Origin of the sequence: Mycobacterium sp., assembly GCF_032159565.1 — a bacterium.
Lineage (GTDB): Bacteria > Actinomycetota > Actinomycetes > Mycobacteriales > Mycobacteriaceae > Mycobacterium.
This window is the reverse complement of sequence record NZ_JAVHWR010000026.1, coordinates 1-18,164: the sequence shown is the minus strand read 5'-3', so window position 1 is coordinate 18,164 and position 18,164 is coordinate 1. Positions and strand designations below refer to the sequence as shown.

Sequence of the window (18,164 nt, the reverse complement as noted above, 5' to 3'; positions counted from 1 at the left end):
CGAACACAATCTCCGGAACTCCACCCCTCCCCCGGGGGTAATTGCAGTGTGGCCCGCGGCCGGTGTGACTACATGAGGAATTTTCCCCATATTGTGGTTTCGGCCCGCGGGATATCGTTGGTCCGGCCCGCGCGACAGCGTCGGCGCGAATCCAGCCGATGGCGAAGGGGCAGCCGGGCGCCTATGGAGATCCTGCTGGAGCGGGAGTCAGCGCTGGCTCAGTTGAATGTGTTGCGGCGGCGGGCCGGGCGTGGTGCTGGGCGGGTGGTGCTGCTGCGTGGGGAGGCCGGGGTCGGCAAGTCAGCGGTGATCCGCCACTTTGTCGCCGGGTTGACCGGGCAGGTGCGGGTATTGCGCGGCGCATGTGATCCGTTGGAGACGCCGCGGGTGCTGGGACCGTTCGTCGACATGCTGGCACAGGTGCGGGACCCGGCGACGGCGAGGTTGGCCGCTGCGATCGGCGGCGGTGACCCAGAGGCGATCTACGCTGCGCTCTTGGGCGTGTTCAGTGACGGCAACACATGGGTGTTCGCAGTCGAGGACGTGCACTGGGCCGACGGTGCCACCCTGGACGTACTGCGGTTCCTGGCGCGGCGGGTGGGGTCGCTGCCGGTGTTGTTGCTGGTTTCCTACCGCGACGAGGAAGTCGGCGAGCGGCATCCTCTGGCGATGGCGCTTGGTGATGTGGCGACCTGTCCGGCGGTGACCCGGATCGGGTTGGACCGGCTGAGCCGGGACGCGGTCGCGGAGTTGGCCGCCGGTGGCGGTGTCAACGCCGATGAGTTGTACCGGCTCACCGGCGGCAACCCGTTCTTTGTCACCGAGGTCTTGGCCGTCAGCCCCGACTCGTCGGGCTACCGCGATTTACCGCGCAGCGTTTCCGAGGCGGTGTGGGGGCGGCTGGCCCGACTGTCGGCACCCGCACGTGATGCCGCACAGGCCGCGGCGGTGTGCGGCCCGCACGCCAGCGCGCAGCTGCTTGAGAAGGTGTTTCCGGGCGCGGCGGCAGCGTTGGATGAATGCTTTGACACCGGGGTGTTGTGCGCCGACGGGGCGGCGGTGGCTTTTCGCCATGAGCTGGCTCGCCGGGCCGCGCTGGAACAGATCCCCGGGTACCGGCGTCGGCTGCTACATGCGCGCGCACTAGCGGCGCTGGCCGAACCACCTATCCCACCGGATGCGTTGTCGGCGTTGGCATTTCACGCCGATCAGGCCGGTGATCAGGATGCGGCGACCCGCTACGGGCCAGCCGCCGCCGAACGGGCCGGGGGGTTGGGCGCTCACCGGGAGGCCGCAGAGCTCTACGCGTTGGCGCTGCGCCACGCCGAGAGCACCCCTGCGGAGCAGAAGGTGGTGTGGCTGGAACAACACGCGTTCGCCAGCTACATGTGCGGGCTCGCCGAAGCAGCTGCGCGGTCCTGGCGCGAGGCGATCGCGGTGCGCCACGAGCTGGGTGACCGGCTCGCAGAGGGCGATGATCTGCGCTGGCTGTCACAAATGCTGTGGCCGTTGGGTCGTAGCACCGAAGCCCAGGAGGCCGGCCGCGCGTCGCTTCGGCTGCTGGAGGATTTTGGGCCGTGCCCGCAGCTGGCCTGGTCGCTTGTCAACCTGGCGCAGCTGGCCGCCTTCTCCTACGACCCGGCCGCCGTCCAGTACGCGGCCCAGGCCATCACCCTTGGCACCCAGCTCGGCGAACGGGCCGTGGTGCTCCGGGCCCGCAGCTGCGCCGCGCTGGCCACGGTGTTGCGCACGGACACCGGCTGGGACGAGCTGGAGGTCGCGTGGCGGGCTGCGATGGGAACGGAGGGGCTGGCCGAACACGCCGGCGTCGCTGGGGCGATCATGTGCTGGACCGCCGTGCTGCACCACGATTTGGACCGCGCCGGCCACTACATCGCCGAAACCGCCGCCTTCTGTCATAACCATGACTTAGACGCCTTTCAACCGGCCGCCGCAGGCGCCGCCGCGCTGGTCGCTTTGTACCGCGGCGACTGGGCCTCCGCCGAAACCGCCGCCCACGATGTGTTGACCCGGCCCGGAATCAGCCCGATGAACCGCGCCATGCCGCTGCTTACCGTGGCGCTGATTCGGGCCCGCCGTGGCGAACAGCCGGTCGTCACGCTGCTGGATGAGGCCCGCACTGGCGTCGAACCGGTCGACCTGTTCCGCCTCGGCCCGCTGTGGGCCGCACGCGCCGAGGCCGCCTGGCTCAGCGGCGACGACGACACCGCGTGCGCCGAGGCGCAGACCGGGCTTGCCGCCGCACCCGCCACCGGGGCCGACCCGTGGCTGGTCGGGCACCTGTCCCGCTGGCTACACCTGTCCGGCGGACCGCCGGCAAGCACACCCGCCGACGACCCGATAACGCCCTACTGGCTGGAAACCACCGGTGACTGGCGCGCCGCCGCCGCCGCATGGACCGCCCTCGACTGCCCTTACGACGCCGCCCTGGCCCAGCTCGGTGGCGACGCTGCTGCCGTCAAAGAGTCTCTGGCCACCTTCCGACGGCTCGGCGCCCGCGCCGCAGCCCGCCGAGCCCGTCAGCGCCTCGCACAGACTCGGGGTAGCGGCCCCCACTCGCGCCGCGCCGACACCCGCGCCGACCCACACGGGCTGACCCGCCGCGAACGCGACGTGCTCGCCTTGCTCGCAAGGGGGCATCGCGACGCCGACATCGCCACCATTCTTTGCATCAGCCCCAAGACCGTAAGCAACCACGTCAGTGCGATTCTCACCAAACTCGGCGTCCAGAACCGCACCCAGGCCGCGGCCTACGCGCCTAACTCTCAAACCACGCCATAGCGTCTAACCGGACACCCTGAGGCAGAGGTGGTCGAAGCTCATCCGCCGCGGCGCACGTCAGAGTCTGTGAATTGTTGCGCGCCCGAAGGGATTCGAACCCCCAACCTTCTGATCCGTAGTCAGATGCTCTATCCGTTGAGCTACGGGCGCATGTCTTCAGTTGTGCGTGGCTGACGCGTCAACCGCGGCGGAGGCGAGAGGATTTGAACCTCCGGTCGCCTTTGAGGGCGACAACTCATTAGCAGTGAGCCCCATTCGGCCGCTCTGGCACGCCTCCCGACGGTTTACCGCCGATCCGACAGCGTACACATCCCCCACGGCACCAGGCAAAGCGCATAATCGCCACCCATAGACTGGTTCGGTGCCTGCCCGCCTACGCCCTGAACTGGCCGATCTGCCGGCGTACACACCCGGCAGGAACGTGCCGGGCGCGATCAAGATCGCGAGCAACGAGACGGTGCATGGGCCGCTGCCGAGTGTGCGGACCGCTATCGCCAAGGCCGCCGACAACATCAACCGGTACCCGGACAACGGCTATGTCGAACTGAAGGAACGGCTCGCCAAGCACGTCAACTTCGCGCCCGAGCACATCGCTGTCGGATGCGGGTCGGTCAGCCTGTGCCAACAGCTCATCCAGATCACCTCGACCGTCGGCGACGAGGTGGTCTACGGCTGGCGCAGCTTCGAGATCTACCCGCTTCAGACGCGCACTGCGGGTGCCACCGCGGTGCAGGTGCCGTTGACCGACGACACCTATGACCTCGACGCAATGCTGGCCGCTGTCACCGACAGAACCCGGCTGATCTTCGTCTGCAACCCCAACAACCCGACGAGCACCGTCGTCGATCCCGACGCGTTGGCCCGATTCATCGAGGCGGTGCCGTCCGACATCCTGATCGCGCTCGACGAGGCCTACGTCGAGTACATCACCGACGACATGCTGCCCGACAGCTTCGGATTGGTCCGTGCGCACAGCAATGTCGTTGTGCTGCGGACGTTTTCGAAAGCATACGGGCTCGCGGGGCTCCGTATCGGCTACGCCGTCGGCGATCCCGACATCATCACCGCGCTCGGCAAGGTGTACGTGCCGTTCAGCACGACGAGCATCTCGCAGGCCGCGGCGATCGCATCGTTGGACGCCGCCGACGAACTGCTGGCCCGCACCGACGCCGTCATCGCCGAACGGGCGAGGGTCACCGCGGCGCTCCGCGAAGCCGGCTACCCGGTGCCGCCGTCGCAGGCCAACTTCGTCTGGTTGCCGCTGCCGGGGCGCGCCCAGGAGTTCGCTGGTGATTCGGCGAACGACCGCATCATCGTCCGGCCTTACGGCGATGACGGGGTGCGTGTGACCGTCGCGTCGGTTCAGGAGAACGACCTGTTCCTCGACTTCGCGAAGCGCTGGATCGCCGAGCGGACGTAATGGTGCCGAATTTGCAGTGAGGGCTGTGGCAGAGACGATTCCACAACCACAGATGCAAAATCGGCGCCGGCAGCGCGGCTAGCCGTTCGGGTTGCGGCCGGTGTAGGCCACCAGCCGGTCCAGTGCACTGGCTTCGGCGGGCACGTTCACCGGATCGTCGAAACCGGCGGTGGTTCGGCCCTGCGGCGTGATGACCTTCTGTGCCACCCCCATCACATACTCCGACAGGGAGTCGGGGGCGCTGACGTTGCGGCCCAACGCCTTCCCGTAATCCCAGGCGTGTACCAGGAATTCCAGCGACAGGATGCCGGCCATCATCTGCGCGGGTGCCTCGTTGTCGCCGAATTTCACGGTGCCGTCCAGCCCGCGGCGGTGCCAGGCATCCAGCGCAGGCCTGGCGGCCGCGACGACCTGACGCTCCACCGATTCGCCCGCGTCGCGCTCCGGTAACTCGGCGCCTGCGGCGGCACCGATGACGGTGATCGAGTTCATCAGGTGATCCGTGAGCTTCTCGATGTCGAATTCTCTGCAGGGTGTCTGCCTGCACCGGTCGTCGTCGGCGATCGGATGCACCACGTTCTGCAGCACGTGAAGGCTGGCTTCTGCGCTGTCGAGTTCGTCTGTCGGTGGCGAATTGGGACCGGGAGGCAAGTCGGCGGACATGATGCCCACGCTACGTCGCGCGTGCGCCTATCGTTGCGCAGATGAGATCCCATCTGCGGGTGACGGCCGCGGCGCTGATCTTCGTCGGCCTGGCCGCCGGGTGCTCGCGCACCACAGAGGGCGCGGTCGCGCAGACCACCGAGCCGGGGCCGCCGATCGAGTCGCCCACCCGCACTCCGTCGGCCCAACCGGGCTTTCCGAGCATCCCCGGCCTGCCCAACATTCCGGGCCTTCCGCAGATACCCGGTCTGCCGATGCCGGGGAACACCAATGTGCCCGAGGTTCCCGCACCGGCGAACTGGAAGACCATGACGTGCAGCGAGTACACCAAGCTCGACGAGGCCGGTCAGCGCGCCGTCATCAAGGCCATCCTGCAGGACAGCGGTCAAGGACAGACCCCCGAGTCTCAAATGGTCGCGGCACTGATGGCGACGACCATGTGTGGCTTTCTGCCCAGCGCGGTCGTCAAAGAGGTGGTCCTCGGCGGCTCGCCGCCGTAAGTAGCTAGCCTCTCCGTCATGGGCGACACGTACGAATCTCTCACCGTCGACATCTCCGACCACGTCGCGCAGGTGACACTGACCGGCCCCGGCAAGGGCAACGCCATGGGCCCGGCGTTCTGGGCCGAGATGCCCGAGGTGTTCGCGACGCTCGACGCCGACCGCGACGTCCGCGCGATCGTGCTCACCGGCTCCGGCAAGAACTTCAGCTACGGCCTGGACCTGCTCGCGATGGGTGGTTCGCTGTCCGGCGTGCTCGCCGAGGGTGCGACGGCCCGCCCGCGCGCCGACTTCCACGCCACGATCCTGCGCATGCAGGGCGCGATCAGCGCCGTCGCCGACTGCCGCACCCCGACCATCGCGTCGGTGCACGGCTGGTGCATCGGCGGCGGCGTCGACCTGATCTCCGCCGTCGACATCCGCTACGCGAGCGCCGACGCGAAGTTCTCGGTGCGCGAGGTGAAGCTGGCCATGGTCGCCGACGTCGGCAGCCTGGCCCGGCTCCCGCTGATCCTCACAGATGGTCACCTGCGCGAGCTTGCGTTGACGGGCAAGAACATCGACGCAGCGCGGGCCGAGAAGATCGGCCTGGTCAACGACGTCTACGACGATGCGGAGGCCTCGCTGGCCGCCGCACACGAAACGGCCGCCGAGATCGCCGCCAACCCACCGCTGACCATCAGCGGCATCAAGGACGTGCTGGATCAGCAGCGCATCGCGCGGGTGTCGGAAAGCCTGCGCTACGTGGCGGCATGGAACGCGGCGTTCCTGCCGTCGAAGGACCTCGGCGAGGGCATGAAGGCGACCTTCGAGAAGCGGCCGCCGAACTTCACCGGCGAATAGGCGTCCAGCCGAGTTCGGCCTTGGCCTTCGCGTTCGACAGCGGCAGCCAGGTGTCGCCGAAGGCCCTCGCAGGATACGAGGCGACCAGGCCCACCAGCCGGGGCGAGATCGAAATGGGCCGCGGCCGATGGAGTTTCGACGAGAGCTCGCGGACGTAGTCGCCGAACGACTGCGGCCGGTCGTCGACGATGTTGTAGATCTGGCCGCCGCGGCCGCGGTCGAGGGCGTCAGCGGTCGCCGTGGCGACGTCGTCGATGTGGATCCACGACACGATTCCGTTGCCGGTCATCGCGGGCAGGACGCACCATTTCGCGAGCCGCACGAACAATTCGTCATGCGGCACCCCTGGCCCGTAGAAACACCCGTACCGCAACACGATTCCCTGGGTTTCGCTGTGCTCACCCGATGACAGGACGTTGCGCTCCATACCTCGCAGCGCCGCCAGCATCTGGTCGCCACCCTTCGGTGGTGGACCGGGATAGGGGTCCGCCTCGTCCATCACCGCAGGCCCGGACGTCGGATAGCCGTAGGCGAAGATCACCGACTCGGCGACGATACGCCGCACACCCGCCCGTTGTGCGGCGGCAACGAGGTTGGAAGCCCCTGTGCTCCAAAGCTTTCGGGCTGGTTCGAAGTCCTTCACCGACTTCGGTCCCAGCTTCGGCAGCGTGGTGAGCAACGAGACCACCACCTCGGGCCCGATGTCGGCGACCGCCTTGTCGATGTCGTCGGCGTCGAATACGTCGGCCACCACCGGCTTGGCACCCGCCGCCTCGATCCGGGGCGCCTTGTCCGACGATCGCGTCAGCCCGACGACCTCATGACCGCGGGCATCGAGCGCGCGCAACAGCGGAAGCCCGGGGACGCTGGTGGCCCCGGCAACCAGGACGCGCATCAGCGATCACGCGCCTCGTCGGCATTCGCGGTGGCGCGCAAGGCGATCACGAGGATCACCGTGGTGGCGACCAGACCCCCGGCCTCCAGCCAACCGATCAGGTCGCCCGCGCCGTGGTGCGGGTCGATGATGTGGCTGAGTGAGTGCAGCGCCCAGTGCAGCGTGGCGAACGCCAGGGCCGGCACCCGCCACGACGGTCGCCGCACGGCGGCGAGCAGAAGCAGGCCCTGCGGAATCTCGAACGTCGCGTTGTCGAAGATGTAGTGATCGTTGCGAACCCCGAATGTTCCCAGGGTGTCGAAGAACGCGCCGGGGAAGAACAGCATGAACAGGCCCAGGCCCAGTGCGTATAGGCCGAAGACGATCAGTGTCACCTCGACGAACCCGGCTCCTGTGCGCGTAGCTGTCGTTGGCATACGTTCACGGTAGTTCGCCAATGGCCTCAAGATAGGCACCACTTTCATGGCGGTTTCGGGTACCAGTTCTGGTCCAGAGCTACTGATCGAGCTCGACCGTGCCAAGAGCGAACCGCTGCACCTCCAGCTGGCCGACGGGCTACTGCTCGGCTACGCGAACCTCACCGGGTCGGCGATCGATGCCGGGGTTCAGGCGCTGGCGCGGGCGGCCGGCTGAGCCGCGACACTGTGGGGATGGCAACGGTCGATGTCGAGGTCCACACCACCATCGAGCGGCCGCGCCCTGAGGTCGCGGCGTACAGCTGCGACCCGGACAACGTCACGACCTGGTACGCCAATATCAGAACGGTGCACTGGGAATCGGCGAGGCCGTTAGCGCTGGGCTCTCGGTTCCGGTTCACCAGCGGCTTTCTCGGCCGAACGCTGGAGTACACCTACGAGGTGGTCGAACTGATGCCGGCGGAACTATTCGTGATGCGGTCGGACAGCGGCCCATTTCCAATGGAGACCAGCTATGCGTGGGAGGACACCGAGGACGGCGGGACCTGGATGACGCTTCGTAACCGTGGGGAGCCGACGGCGTTCGCCGGGCTGGCGGCGCCGATCCTGGCGACGGCCATCAGGCGCGCCACCGCCAAGGATCTGGCCCGCCTGAAGGCGATTCTGGAAGCTCGTTGACCAGGGACTTCAACATGTCGGCGATCCTCACGGTGGCGTCAACTTGTCTCAGAACGGCAGCTTGTTAGGCTCGCTTCGGGAGCTGGGCAGATCATCACCCAACCGGAAATCTCACTTAGCAGGAGCAGCATGACCGAGCGCGGGGCGGCCCAGCCGGGCCACGCGACTCCTGACGCGCTGAAGCAGGCGCTCACGGAGCACGTCGCACCCGAGCGGCTGGTCGTGGCGCGTGGCCTGTTCACCGGCCCGAGCGCGGCGGTGACCGACGACTTGTATGCGCGCATCGTCAAGGGTCGAGCACATCGCGAGCGCTACGCCGTGCACCTGGAAAAGGGCGCGACGGTCGATACCAACACCTATTTCGGCCGGCTACCGGCGAGCTACTTCCAGCGGTGGACCACCGTGGGTGAGGTTCAGCTCAAGTTGGCGTTCGACACGTCGACGCGAGCCCGCGTGCTGCTTCGCGGATCGGACATCCACGGCGGCGCCAGGACCGTCGACAGCGCGGAGATCGACGGCACCGGCACCGCGCTGTTGACCGCCCGTCTCAACGAATACGTCGACGGCGGCGCGTTGTGGATGGAGTGCACCGCGGTCGGCGGCCCGCTGACGATCACCGATCTCGAGTGGACGGTGCCTGCGCCCCCGACGATCCGCCCCGCGGCGATCGTGATCTGCACCTTCAACAGGGCCGACGACTGCGCGCTCAACGTCGCGGCCGTGGCAGGAGACAAGGGCCTGCTGGCAGGCATCGACGCGATCTACGTCGTCGACCAGGGCACCGACGCTGTCGAGACCAGGCCGCTGTTCAACGACGTCGCCGCGCAGCTCGGCGACAAGGTGGTCTACCTGCGGCAGCCGAATCTCGGTGGCGCGGGCGGATTCTCGCGCGGCATGTACGAGGTGTCCAGCGTCGCAGATCACGCGAACGTGATCCTGATGGACGACGACATCCTGCTCGAGCCCGAGACCATCCTGCGGCTCAACGCCTTCGCGAACCTGACGCCGTCACCGACGCTCATCGGCGCGCAGATGCTGTCGCTGCAGAACACGCGCGAACTCCACGTCGGCGGCGAGCAGACGCAGATGCACCGGTTGCGGGCCGGCCGCTGGGCCCCGAGGGCGCTGCACCGATCGGACATCGTCAAGAACCGCCAGCACAAGCGCGTCGACGCCGAGTACAACGCGTGGTGGTCATGCTTGATCCCGTCGGAGGTGGTGGCCGCGGTCGGTCTACCGCTGCCGATGTTCTTCCAGTGGGACGACATCGAATACGGCCAACGCGCGCTCGCCGCCGGTTTCCCCACGGTGACGCTGCCCAACGCCGGCGTCTGGCACGCGGACTTCCACTGGAAGGACCGCGACGAGTTCATGCGGTACTTCAGCGTCCGCAACTCGCTGATCACCCACGCGCTGCACGGTGACATCGACACCAAGACCACCGGCAGGTGGCTTGCGCGGGAGATCTCCGAAGCTCTGGTGTCGATGCAATACGGCATGGCGTACACCATGATTCGCGGCATCGAGGACTTCCTCGAGGGCCCCGAGATACTGCACGACGGCGGAGTTGCCGCGCTCGCCGCGATCCGCTCGGAGCGGGCGGATTACGGTGAGACGAAGATGCATCCGGCGGTCGGCATCCGTGAACTGACCGATGCGGTACCGCGTTTCGTGCCCGTCGGCCCCAAGCCGCGCAAGGACCGCATCAATCTGGTGCTGGCCAAGCGGATGGCGTTCCAATGGTTGGGGCGTGTCATTCCCGGGCCGGTGGCCATCTCCGCCGAGGACAACCAGTGGTGGCATGTATCGCTCTTCGAGTACGCGGTCGTCACCGATTCGTCGCAGGCAGGCGTGCGGGTCCGGCGCCGGGACAAGACGAAGCTCACGGACCTGACCAAGCGAATGCGCAAGGCGCTCAAGCGGTTCGGAGACGAAGCGCCGAAGCTGCAGGGTCGCTATCGGGCGGCGGCGTCCGAGTTGACCGGCCGCGAGAACTGGGCACGGCTCTACGAGAACTGATCAGTGCAGGCGCACGACAACCTGTTCGTGGTTGCCCGTGTACGCGAGGTACTCGAATGAGCGACCGGTGCTCGCGAGGAACTCGCTCCAGGCCCGGAACTCGTGCTGCCGCCACCCCGGGTAGTTGAAGAACTCGTCGAACACCAGCACCGCGTCGGGCGCCAGCCGGTCACCCGTCAGATCCAGCACCGTCTTCGTCGACGAATACAGATCGCAGTCGACGTGCATGAACGCGATCACCTCGTCGGTCTGCGCCAGAAACGCGGGCAGGGTGTCGTCGAACATCCCTGCGATCACCGTGGCGCCGAGAATGTCGGGCGGCTGTTGAGCGAACTCCCCTGCCGGAAATCCCGTTCGCCAGGTCTCGGGCAGGCCGGTGAACACGTCGAAACCCGCGACCGTGCGGTCGGCGGCCACCGCGTCGGCGATGATCCGCAGCGTGGTGCCCGTCGCCACCCCGAACTCGAGGGCCAGCCCCGGCCCCTTGATCTCCCCGAGTGCATACCGCAGCGTGTCCTGCGATTCCCAATAGACCTTGGCCGTCGGCATGTGCTCGAGCACGAAGGCGGCGCACTCCTGCGTCGTCATGGTGTCCGTGGCATACGAAAGGTCCCGCCGGGCGCGGTATTCGGCGTCCGCGATGCGCGTGACGACGGCGTTGACCGAGTCGTTCAACCGGTTCATCGCAGCGAGCAACTCGGCGTGCTGGTCGAGCTGCTGCTGCCTCGTCACGGTAGTCTCGTCAGCCACCACCTCGGCCACGGCCCGCTGCATTTTCTCCCGCGCCGACTTCTTGAAGCGGTCGAACATGCGACCACCGTATCGTCGGCGCGGTTCGGCCCGCACAGGAACCCACTTCGCGATCCAGTGCGCCAATTCGTTCTCGGGACCATATGATCACCGCCGATGACCAAGATGGCGGAGCGGGAGGCTGTCGAGGCCGACCGGCCACCCGAGCCCGAGCCGCGTCGGCGCGGGAGGCTGTGGTGGGCCATCCCGGGAGCGCTGGTCGGCGCGGTCGTCTTCGCCGTCGCACACCGCGGCCTGGTCGATGACGCTTACATCACACTGAGCTACGCGCGCAATGTCGCCGAGCACCTGCACTGGGGGATGATCCCGGCCGAGGAGTCCAACACCGCGACCTCGCCGCTGAACGTCATCCTGTTGGCGATCGCGACCTGGATCACTGCGGCGACCGGTGCCCTGCGGCCGATGCTCGGCCTTGGCATCTGCATTGCGGTGCTGTCGGGCGCGATGACCGTGTGGGCCGCTCAGATCGCCCGCAGGCTCGACGTCTCGAGCGCCTGGTCACTCACCGTGGTGGCCGTCGTCTTCGCCAATCCGTTCGTCAACTCGGCGCTCGGCCTCGAGGTCGTGCCCATCGCGGCGTTCCTCACCGGCCTCACCGCACAGGCGGTCCGCGGGCGGCGGATCGCATTCGGGGTGCTGGCCGGTCTGCTCGTGTTGACCCGGCCGGATCTCGGCCTCGTCGTGGCCGCCGTATACCTCGCCACCCCTGCCCTGCGACGCAGGTTCTGGGTTGCCCCACTCACCGCCCTCGCCGTGGCGGTGCCGTGGTGGGCGTTCAGCTGGTACCACTTCGGCTCGGCCATACCGACGACCCTGGTGATCAAGACGCTGCAGAAGTCGTTCGGCGACGCCACATTCGCCAACGGGCTGTGGAAGATGTGGCAAGGGGGCATGACGTTGCCGCTGCTGCTCGCCATCGTGCCCGCGGCCATCGGGTTGGTGACCGTGCTGTGCTTACTGCTGACGGGTGTACGGCGGCGGCTACCTGCGGAGCGCTGGCCGCTGGTTGGACTCGGTGCCGGCGGACTGGCGGAGTTCGGCGCCTACTGCCTGCTCGGGGTGCCGCCCTACCATTGGTATTACGTCAGTTCCACTGTCGCCCTGAGCCTTACGGGTATCTACGGGCTGGCGCTGCTTCTGCGTGGCGGTCGTGCGGTGCGGGTCGGCGCTCCTGTCCTCGCCGCCACCGCACTCGCCGTGGCTGCGGTCGTGTCGTTCGCCGGCCTGGGGATGCCGTGGAAACATCCGGTCATCTTCGGCAACTGGGCGCTTCCTCAGGAATATGTGGCCATCGGCGAGGAGGTCGGCAAGCTGGTCGGCGACGCCACCGTCAAGGCGCCGCCGGAAGTCGGCACCGTGGCGTATGCCTGCAAATGCAATGTGGTGGACGTGTTCTCCGACCCCGGCATCACGCTGCCGTCGATCGAGAAACGGATCGACGAGGCCGGCCCCGTGGTGCGCTGGCTGCTCGAGGTGAACTTCTCGCGGCTCGACCGGACTCAGCAGCCTCGGCGGCCCGAGTACCGGTTGGTGTGGACGCGTGAAGGAGCTCCCGCCGGTGTTCCCAGCTGGCACACCAAGTCTGTGTGGACCGCCGCGGCAACCATCTACCTAGAGCCGATCACCGATTGACCACCAGCCCTTGGCTCTAAGCGATTTGGCGGTGGCGGAGGGATTTGAACCCCCGGACGGTTTTAGCCGTCTCTCGCTTTCAAGGCGAGTGCATTAGGCCGCTCTGCCACGCCACCGCCGATAAGCGTAGCGGGCTTCAGACCCGACCGACCTTGGCAGCCGACGGGGTTCCCTTCAGCCCGACGCTGATTCGGCGGCAGTTCTCTCCCATCGCGGCGATCTGCGGCCGCGACAGCTTGCCGAGGAAGTGCTCGCGCACACCCTGCCCGTAGGTGATCATTGCCTGCCGCACGAGCAGGCGACCGTCGTCGGTGATACTGGCCAGCACGCCACGGCCATCGTCGGGACTCGCGACACGGCGCACCAGGCCCGCCACTTCCAACCGGCGGATCTGCCGGGTCACCCGGCTCGGCAGCGACATCAGACCTTCGGCCAGATCACCCATGCGTGCCGAACCGGTCGAGGTCTTGTCCAGGATGTCGAGAAGACGCACATCGTTGAGGGTCAAGTGGTGCGCTTCGACCAGAGATCGATTCAGCGTCGCGTACATGCGCAACGCCGAATCGAGGAAGTTTTGCCACGACCGCTGCTCAGCGATGTCGAGGCCGGGCATATCACTAGCTGTACGCCCGGCAATGATCCCCTCCATCCTCAGGATGGTAAACGACTTTCGCGTTGCTAAGGGCTGGAATTCTCAGGTAGTAAGGTTTTCTAATGCATGCGATCGTCGTCGAATCCGCTGACCGGCTGATTTGGCAGAACGTCCCCGACATCACGCCACAGCCTGGTGAAGTGCTGGTAAAGGTCAGCGCTGCAGGCGTCAACCGCGCCGACCTCCTTCAGGCCGAGGGCAACTACCCCCCTCCGCCGGGAGCCAGCGAAACGCTTGGCCTCGAGGTGTCGGGCACCATCGCCGACGTCGGCGAACATGTCGAAGGATGGTCAAACGGGCAACCCGTATGCGCTTTGCTGGCCGGCGGCGGTTACGCCGAGTTCGTCGCAGTGCCCGCGGGGCAGGTCATGCCGGTGCCCGATACCGTGGAACTGCATCACGCGGCGGCCCTGCCCGAGGCGGCCTGCACGGTGTGGTCCAACCTGGTTATGACCGCGGGCCTGTCGGCAGGCCATGTGGTGTTGCTTCACGGCGGCGCGAGCGGCATCGGCACGCACGCCATCCAGGTCACTCGGGCGCTCGACTGCCGTGTCGCGGTGACCGCCGGTTCGACGCAGAAGCTCGATCTGTGCAAGGAGCTCGGCGCCGAGATCCTGATCAACTACCGCGACGAGGATTTCGTCGAGCGGCTGCGCGACGCGACGGACGGCGCGGGAGCCGACGTGATCCTCGACATCATGGGCGCCGCCTATCTCGACCGTAATGTGAACGCGCTCGCCAACGACGGGCGCGTCGTCATCATCGGCATGCAGGGCGGCGTCAAGGCGGAGCTGAACCTGGGCAAGCTGATGGGAAAGCGCGGCGGCGTATTCGGTACCACCTTGCGGGCGCGCCCGGTGTACGGCCCGGGTAGCAAGAGCGAAATAGTTCGCGAGGTGGTGCGCAACGTGTGGCCGATGGTGGCCGACGGCCGCGTCCGCCCCATCATCGGCGCGGAGTTCCCGATCGAGCAGGCGGCGGCAGCGCACGAACTGCTGAGGTCCGGCGACGTCTCCGGGAAAGTGTTGCTGCGAGTGGCGGACTAGCGGGACCCGAAGTTCGAGTCAGCCGAGCGAGGCCAGCGCGCGAATCAGCTGATCGACCTCGCCGGTGGTCGTGTAGTGCGAGAGGCCGACGGTGACCGCTCCGCCGATGTCGTTGACGCCGATCACGTCGAGGACCCGCGAGCTCGCGTTGGCGATGGCGAGCACACCGTTGTCGGCAAGCCGCTGAACGACCCGCTCGGCGGGCACCTCCTTGACCACGAAGCTCAGCACGGGAATCGCGGTCTCGGGCCTGCCGATCACCATGATCAGCGGCAGGGACCGCAACGACATCGACAGGTAGTCGAACAGCCTCGTCATGTAGGCGGCCGCCGACTGCATCGAGACGGCGAGCCGTTCCCGCCGCGTGCCTCTCGCCGATTCGTCAAGCGACGCCAGGTATTCGATGCTTGCGACGAGACCGGCCAGCAGCGGGTACTGATGCGAACCGATCTCGAGGCGCTCGACCCCGGTGGCGTACGGGTGCAGCGCGATCGATCCGAATGACCCGATGACGTCGGGCTCGCGGAAGACCAGTGCGCCGACCGGAGGCCCACCCCAGGCAAGCGCATTCACTGCCACCACGTCGGCGTCGATCTCGTCGATGTCGATGAGGCGATACGGTGCCGCCGCGGAGTGGTCGACGATGACCAGCCCGCCGTCCACATGCACCAGCTTGGTAGCGGCCCGCAAATCCGTCACGGTGCCCAGCGTCGCGGAGGCGGAGGTGATGGCGACGAGGCGGGTCGCCTCGGAGATCAGGTTTTCCCATTGCCAGGTCGGCAGCTCGCCGGTTTCGATGTCGACTTCGGCCCATTTCACCTTGGCGCCATAACGATTCGCCGCCCGCAGCCACGGCGCGATGTTTGCCTCGTCGTCCAGCCGGGTGACCACCGTTTCATAGCCCAGCCCGACCCGCGCCGACGACGCGTCGGCCAACGAGTTGAGCAGGATGGCGCGGTCGGCACCGAGGACGACGCCCCTGGGGTCGGCATTGACCAGATCGGCGACCGCCGCGCGCGCCGCGTCGAGCACTTTCGCGCTGCGCTGCGCGGAGGGATGCGGACCGGCCGTCGTCGTCATCGAGTTCCGGAATGCCGTCGAGACGGTGGTGGCGACGGAGTCGGGCAGCAGCATGCCGTTCTGAGCGTCGAAATGCACCCATCCGTCGCCCAAAGACGGATGCAGTCCGCGCACCCGGGCGACGTCGTATGCCATGCCAGCCACCTTAGAGAGTTCGTGAAATCCACAAACCGACAGCGTCCGATGAGTGCCCAACCCCACCTGGGCATTCCCGGACCGGGTCACCTGGGCAGCCATACTAGTGCAGTGAGCTTGGCCTTCGGAGTGCTACTGGCGGTGTTGTTGCTGGTAGTGCCCGGAGCGGTGGTGGCGCGCGCTGCCCGCCTGCCCGTCGGCGTCGCGGTCGCCGTCGGCCCGGCGTTGACCTACGGCGTCGTCGCACTGGCGATCGTTCCGTTCGGCGCGCTCGGCATCCCGTGGAACGCATGGACCGCGTTCTTTGCTCTGGTCGTGGTCACGGCCGCTGCGGCGAGTTTGCCGAAGGTGCTGAGCCGCTTTCGAAATCGAGACGGCGAGGAACGGGCGATGTCGCGCGGTCCTGCGCTCGCCGTCGCCGCCGGCGTGCTGCTCGGTGCGGCCTTGATCTGTCTGTCGGCGGTCCAGGGACTGCCTCACTGGCAGTCCATACCGAGCACATGGGACGCCGTCTGGCACGCCAACACGGTCCGGTGGATCCTCGACACCGGTCAGGCCTCGCCGACGCACATGGGTGAGCTGCGCAACGTCGAGACCCATGAAGCGCTGTACTACCCGTCGACCTTCCACGCCGTCGCGTCGGTGCTCAGCCAGCTGACCGGTGCCGCGCCGGCCACCGCCTACACGCTCAGCTCCTTGGCGGCGGCGGTGTGGCTGTTTCCGGTGAGCGCGGCAACCATGACCTGGATGCTGTTGCGTAACCGGTTCAGCGAATGGCAGTCCGCGGGAGCGGCCGCGACCGCCGCCGCTTTCTCGGCTTCCTTCACCGCGATTCCGTACGTCGAATTCGACACGGCGTCGATGCCCAACCTCGCCGCCTACGGCGTCGCGGTTCCCACGATGGCGTTGGTGATGTCGGCGGTGGGCCATCGTGACCGCATTCCGTTGGCCGTGCTGGCACTGCTCGGAGTTTTCTCGGTGCACATCACCGGTGGCGTGGTGACCGTTCTGTTGGTGGTGGTCTGGTGGCTGTTCGACCTGCTGTGGCATCCGGTTCGCGGCAGGCTCTCGGACTTCATCGCCCTTGCGGTCATCGCGGTGCCCACCGTCTGTCTGCTGCTGCCGCAGTTCGTCGGCGTGCTTGCGCAGGCCGAGATCATCGAGGGTCATGCGTTCGTGACACACGAGGGCAAGAAGCGCGGGCTGATCGACGCGCTCGTGCAGCACACCCGTCACCTCAACGACTTCCCGATCCAGTGGATCCTGGTCGTGCTGGCAGGAATCGGCGGGCTGATCCTGCTCTACAAGCGGATCTGGTGGCCGCTGGTGGTGTGGTTCGGGCTCGTGGTCTGCATCGTGCATTCATCGGCGCCGTTCAGCGGGCCGGTCGGCGCACTCACAGGCAAATTCAGCGACCTCTTCTACAGCGACCCGCGCAGGCTCTCGGCCGTGGTAGCGATGCTTCTCGCCCCCGCGGCGGGCATCGCCGCCTTCTTTCTCGTCGACGCCGCGGTACGAGGCATCCGCAGACTCGCTGGCACCGACCGTGCCGCGCGCCCCAGGTTCTGGTACGCAGCCACTGCCGCGGCGCTGATCGCCGTGACCGTCGTCACCGCCCTGGCCTACGTGCCGCGGCACCGCTTCCTGTTCGGCGAGAAGTACGACTCGGTGCTGATCGACGCCAAGGACCTCGAGGCGTTCGCGTACCTCGCCACCCTGCCCGGCGCGCGCGACACCCTGATCGGCAACGCGAACACCGACGGCACGGCGTGGATGTATGCGGTAGCAGGGTTGCATCCGCTGTGGACCCATTACGACTACCCCGTCCAGCAGGGGCCGGGATACCACCGCTTCATCTTCTGGGCCTATGCCGACGACGCCGACACCGACCCGCGTATCGCCGAGGCGGTGAAAGCCCTCAATATCAGGTACGTGGTGACCAGCACACCGGTGGTGCTGAAATTCGCTATGCCGGACGGGCTAGTGTCGCTAGATAAGTCACGGTCGTGGGAGAAGATCTACGACAACGGCGAGGCCCGTATCTATGAATGGCGCGGCGCGTAGAGGGAATGCGTATTTGATGAGTACGAACACTGACGACGACAACATCGAGATCATCGGCGGCGACGGGCCGATGAACCCGGAGCAGGAAGACGACGGCAAGTCGCTGACCGATCTGGTCGAGCAGCCTGCCAAGGTGATGCGGATCGGCACGATGATCAAGCAGCTGCTCGAAGAGGTACGCGCCGCACCGCTGGACGACGCCAGCCGTAACAAGCTGAGGGAGATCCACAAGACCAGCATCCGCGAGCTCGAGGACGGGCTCGCGCCGGAACTGCGTGACGAGCTCGAGCGGCTGACACTGCCCTTCACCGATGACGGCATCCCGTCCGACGCCGAACTGCGTATCGCGCAGGCACAGCTGGTCGGCTGGTTGGAGGGCCTGTTCCACGGCATCCAGGCGACGCTGGTGGCGCAACAGATGGCCGCCCGCATGCAACTCGAACAGATGCGCACCGGCCGTCCCGCTCTGCCGGTCGGACCGTCGGGACTTCCCGGCACGCCCGTACCGG

17 protein-coding genes and 3 tRNA genes are annotated in these 18,164 nt (G+C 67.1%); 11 read left to right on the top strand and 9 right to left on the bottom strand.

Going from position 1 to position 18,164, the window contains the following annotated elements; all coding sequences use genetic code 11:
* Positions 1 to 183 precede the first annotated feature (183 nt).
* Entirely contained in the window at positions 184 to 2,802 is a 2,619-nt protein-coding gene (locus QOC76_RS03115) for a helix-turn-helix transcriptional regulator (RefSeq protein WP_526354061.1), read from the top strand.
* 77 nt (positions 2,803 to 2,879) lie between these two features.
* Here QOC76_RS03115 and QOC76_RS03110 read toward each other — a convergent pair.
* Both QOC76_RS03110 and QOC76_RS03105 read right to left on the bottom strand, forming a co-directional pair.
* Positions 2,880 to 2,952: transfer RNA gene (locus QOC76_RS03110), tRNA-Arg, on the bottom strand.
* Positions 2,953 to 2,990: 38 nt separating this feature from the next.
* Positions 2,991 to 3,079: transfer RNA gene (locus QOC76_RS03105), tRNA-Ser, on the bottom strand.
* Positions 3,080 to 3,163: 84 nt separating this feature from the next.
* Between QOC76_RS03105 and hisC the strand changes: the two genes are divergently transcribed.
* Entirely contained in the window at positions 3,164 to 4,222 is a 1,059-nt protein-coding gene (gene hisC, locus QOC76_RS03100; protein WP_526354059.1) for a histidinol-phosphate transaminase, read from the top strand.
* Between the two features lie 78 nt (positions 4,223 to 4,300).
* Here hisC and QOC76_RS03095 read toward each other — a convergent pair whose 3' ends face one another.
* Complete coding sequence (locus QOC76_RS03095) at positions 4,301 to 4,885, bottom strand: TIGR03086 family metal-binding protein (RefSeq protein WP_526354057.1); 585 nt, start codon at positions 4,883 to 4,885, stop codon at positions 4,301 to 4,303.
* Between the two features lie 41 nt (positions 4,886 to 4,926).
* On the opposite strand from QOC76_RS03095, the gene QOC76_RS03090 reads away from it, so the two are divergent.
* Both QOC76_RS03090 and QOC76_RS03085 read left to right on the top strand, forming a co-directional pair.
* Positions 4,927 to 5,385 (top strand): hypothetical protein, encoded by a 459-nt coding sequence (locus QOC76_RS03090; RefSeq protein ID WP_526354055.1) that lies wholly within the window; start codon positions 4,927 to 4,929, stop codon positions 5,383 to 5,385.
* 18 nt (positions 5,386 to 5,403) lie between these two features.
* Positions 5,404 to 6,228, top strand: a complete 825-nt coding sequence (locus QOC76_RS03085) for a crotonase/enoyl-CoA hydratase family protein (protein WP_526354053.1) — start codon at positions 5,404 to 5,406, stop codon at positions 6,226 to 6,228.
* Here the strand turns inward: QOC76_RS03085 and QOC76_RS03080 are convergent.
* Positions 6,215 to 7,123 (bottom strand): NAD-dependent epimerase/dehydratase family protein, encoded by a 909-nt coding sequence (locus QOC76_RS03080; protein WP_526354051.1) that lies wholly within the window; start codon positions 7,121 to 7,123, stop codon positions 6,215 to 6,217. The two genes, QOC76_RS03085 and QOC76_RS03080, sit on opposite strands and share 14 nt — an antisense overlap.
* On the bottom strand, positions 7,123 to 7,539 hold the full coding sequence (locus QOC76_RS03075; protein WP_526354049.1) for a hypothetical protein: 417 nt from the start codon (positions 7,537 to 7,539) through the stop codon (positions 7,123 to 7,125). Before QOC76_RS03075 ends, QOC76_RS03080 begins: the two co-directional genes overlap by 1 nt.
* Before the next feature lie 46 nt (positions 7,540 to 7,585).
* Between QOC76_RS03075 and QOC76_RS03070 the strand changes: the two genes are divergently transcribed.
* The 3 genes from QOC76_RS03070 to QOC76_RS03060 all read left to right on the top strand — a co-directional run bounded on the left by QOC76_RS03070 (position 7,586) and on the right by QOC76_RS03060 (position 10,236).
* Positions 7,586 to 7,756, top strand: coding sequence for a hypothetical protein (locus tag QOC76_RS03070; protein ID WP_526354047.1), 171 nt, complete (start codon positions 7,586 to 7,588; stop codon positions 7,754 to 7,756).
* Positions 7,757 to 7,773: 17 nt separating this feature from the next.
* On the top strand, positions 7,774 to 8,217 hold the full coding sequence (locus QOC76_RS03065; RefSeq protein ID WP_526354045.1) for an SRPBCC family protein: 444 nt from the start codon (positions 7,774 to 7,776) through the stop codon (positions 8,215 to 8,217).
* A 129-nt stretch (positions 8,218 to 8,346) separates the two neighbouring features.
* Positions 8,347 to 10,236 (top strand): glycosyltransferase family 2 protein, encoded by a 1,890-nt coding sequence (locus QOC76_RS03060; RefSeq protein WP_526354043.1) that lies wholly within the window; start codon positions 8,347 to 8,349, stop codon positions 10,234 to 10,236.
* Here the strand turns inward: QOC76_RS03060 and QOC76_RS03055 are convergent, their stop codons facing one another.
* Complete coding sequence (locus QOC76_RS03055; protein ID WP_526354041.1) at positions 10,237 to 11,046, bottom strand: class I SAM-dependent methyltransferase; 810 nt, start codon at positions 11,044 to 11,046, stop codon at positions 10,237 to 10,239. It abuts the gene before it with no gap.
* Between the two features lie 96 nt (positions 11,047 to 11,142).
* Here QOC76_RS03055 and QOC76_RS03050 point away from each other — a divergent pair, with 96 nt between their 5' ends.
* Positions 11,143 to 12,678: a glycosyltransferase family protein gene (locus QOC76_RS03050; RefSeq protein ID WP_526354039.1), complete on the top strand. Its 1,536-nt coding sequence runs from the start codon at positions 11,143 to 11,145 to the stop codon at positions 12,676 to 12,678.
* 26 nt (positions 12,679 to 12,704) lie between these two features.
* Here the strand turns inward: QOC76_RS03050 and QOC76_RS03045 are convergent.
* Positions 12,705 to 12,794, bottom strand: a tRNA-Ser gene (locus QOC76_RS03045).
* A 20-nt stretch (positions 12,795 to 12,814) separates the two neighbouring features.
* Positions 12,815 to 13,327 carry a MarR family winged helix-turn-helix transcriptional regulator gene (locus tag QOC76_RS03040; protein WP_526354037.1) on the bottom strand — a complete coding sequence of 171 codons (513 nt, stop codon included), beginning with the start codon at positions 13,325 to 13,327 and terminating at the stop codon, positions 12,815 to 12,817.
* A 65-nt stretch (positions 13,328 to 13,392) separates the two neighbouring features.
* Between QOC76_RS03040 and QOC76_RS03035 the strand changes: the two genes are divergently transcribed.
* Entirely contained in the window at positions 13,393 to 14,376 is a 984-nt protein-coding gene (locus QOC76_RS03035) for an NAD(P)H-quinone oxidoreductase (RefSeq protein WP_526354035.1), read from the top strand.
* Positions 14,377 to 14,394: 18 nt separating this feature from the next.
* On the opposite strand, the gene QOC76_RS03030 is transcribed toward QOC76_RS03035, so the two are convergent.
* Positions 14,395 to 15,591, bottom strand: coding sequence for a cysteine desulfurase-like protein (locus tag QOC76_RS03030; RefSeq protein ID WP_526354033.1), 1,197 nt, complete (start codon positions 15,589 to 15,591; stop codon positions 14,395 to 14,397).
* A gap of 111 nt (positions 15,592 to 15,702) precedes the next feature.
* Here QOC76_RS03030 and QOC76_RS03025 point away from each other — a divergent pair, with 111 nt between their 5' ends.
* On the top strand, positions 15,703 to 17,655 hold the full coding sequence (locus QOC76_RS03025; RefSeq protein WP_526354031.1) for a DUF6541 family protein: 1,953 nt from the start codon (positions 15,703 to 15,705) through the stop codon (positions 17,653 to 17,655).
* A gap of 16 nt (positions 17,656 to 17,671) precedes the next feature.
* Positions 17,672 to 18,164, top strand: a 493-nt coding sequence (locus QOC76_RS03020; RefSeq protein WP_526354029.1) for a proteasome activator, incomplete at its 3' end; no start/stop codon positions are given.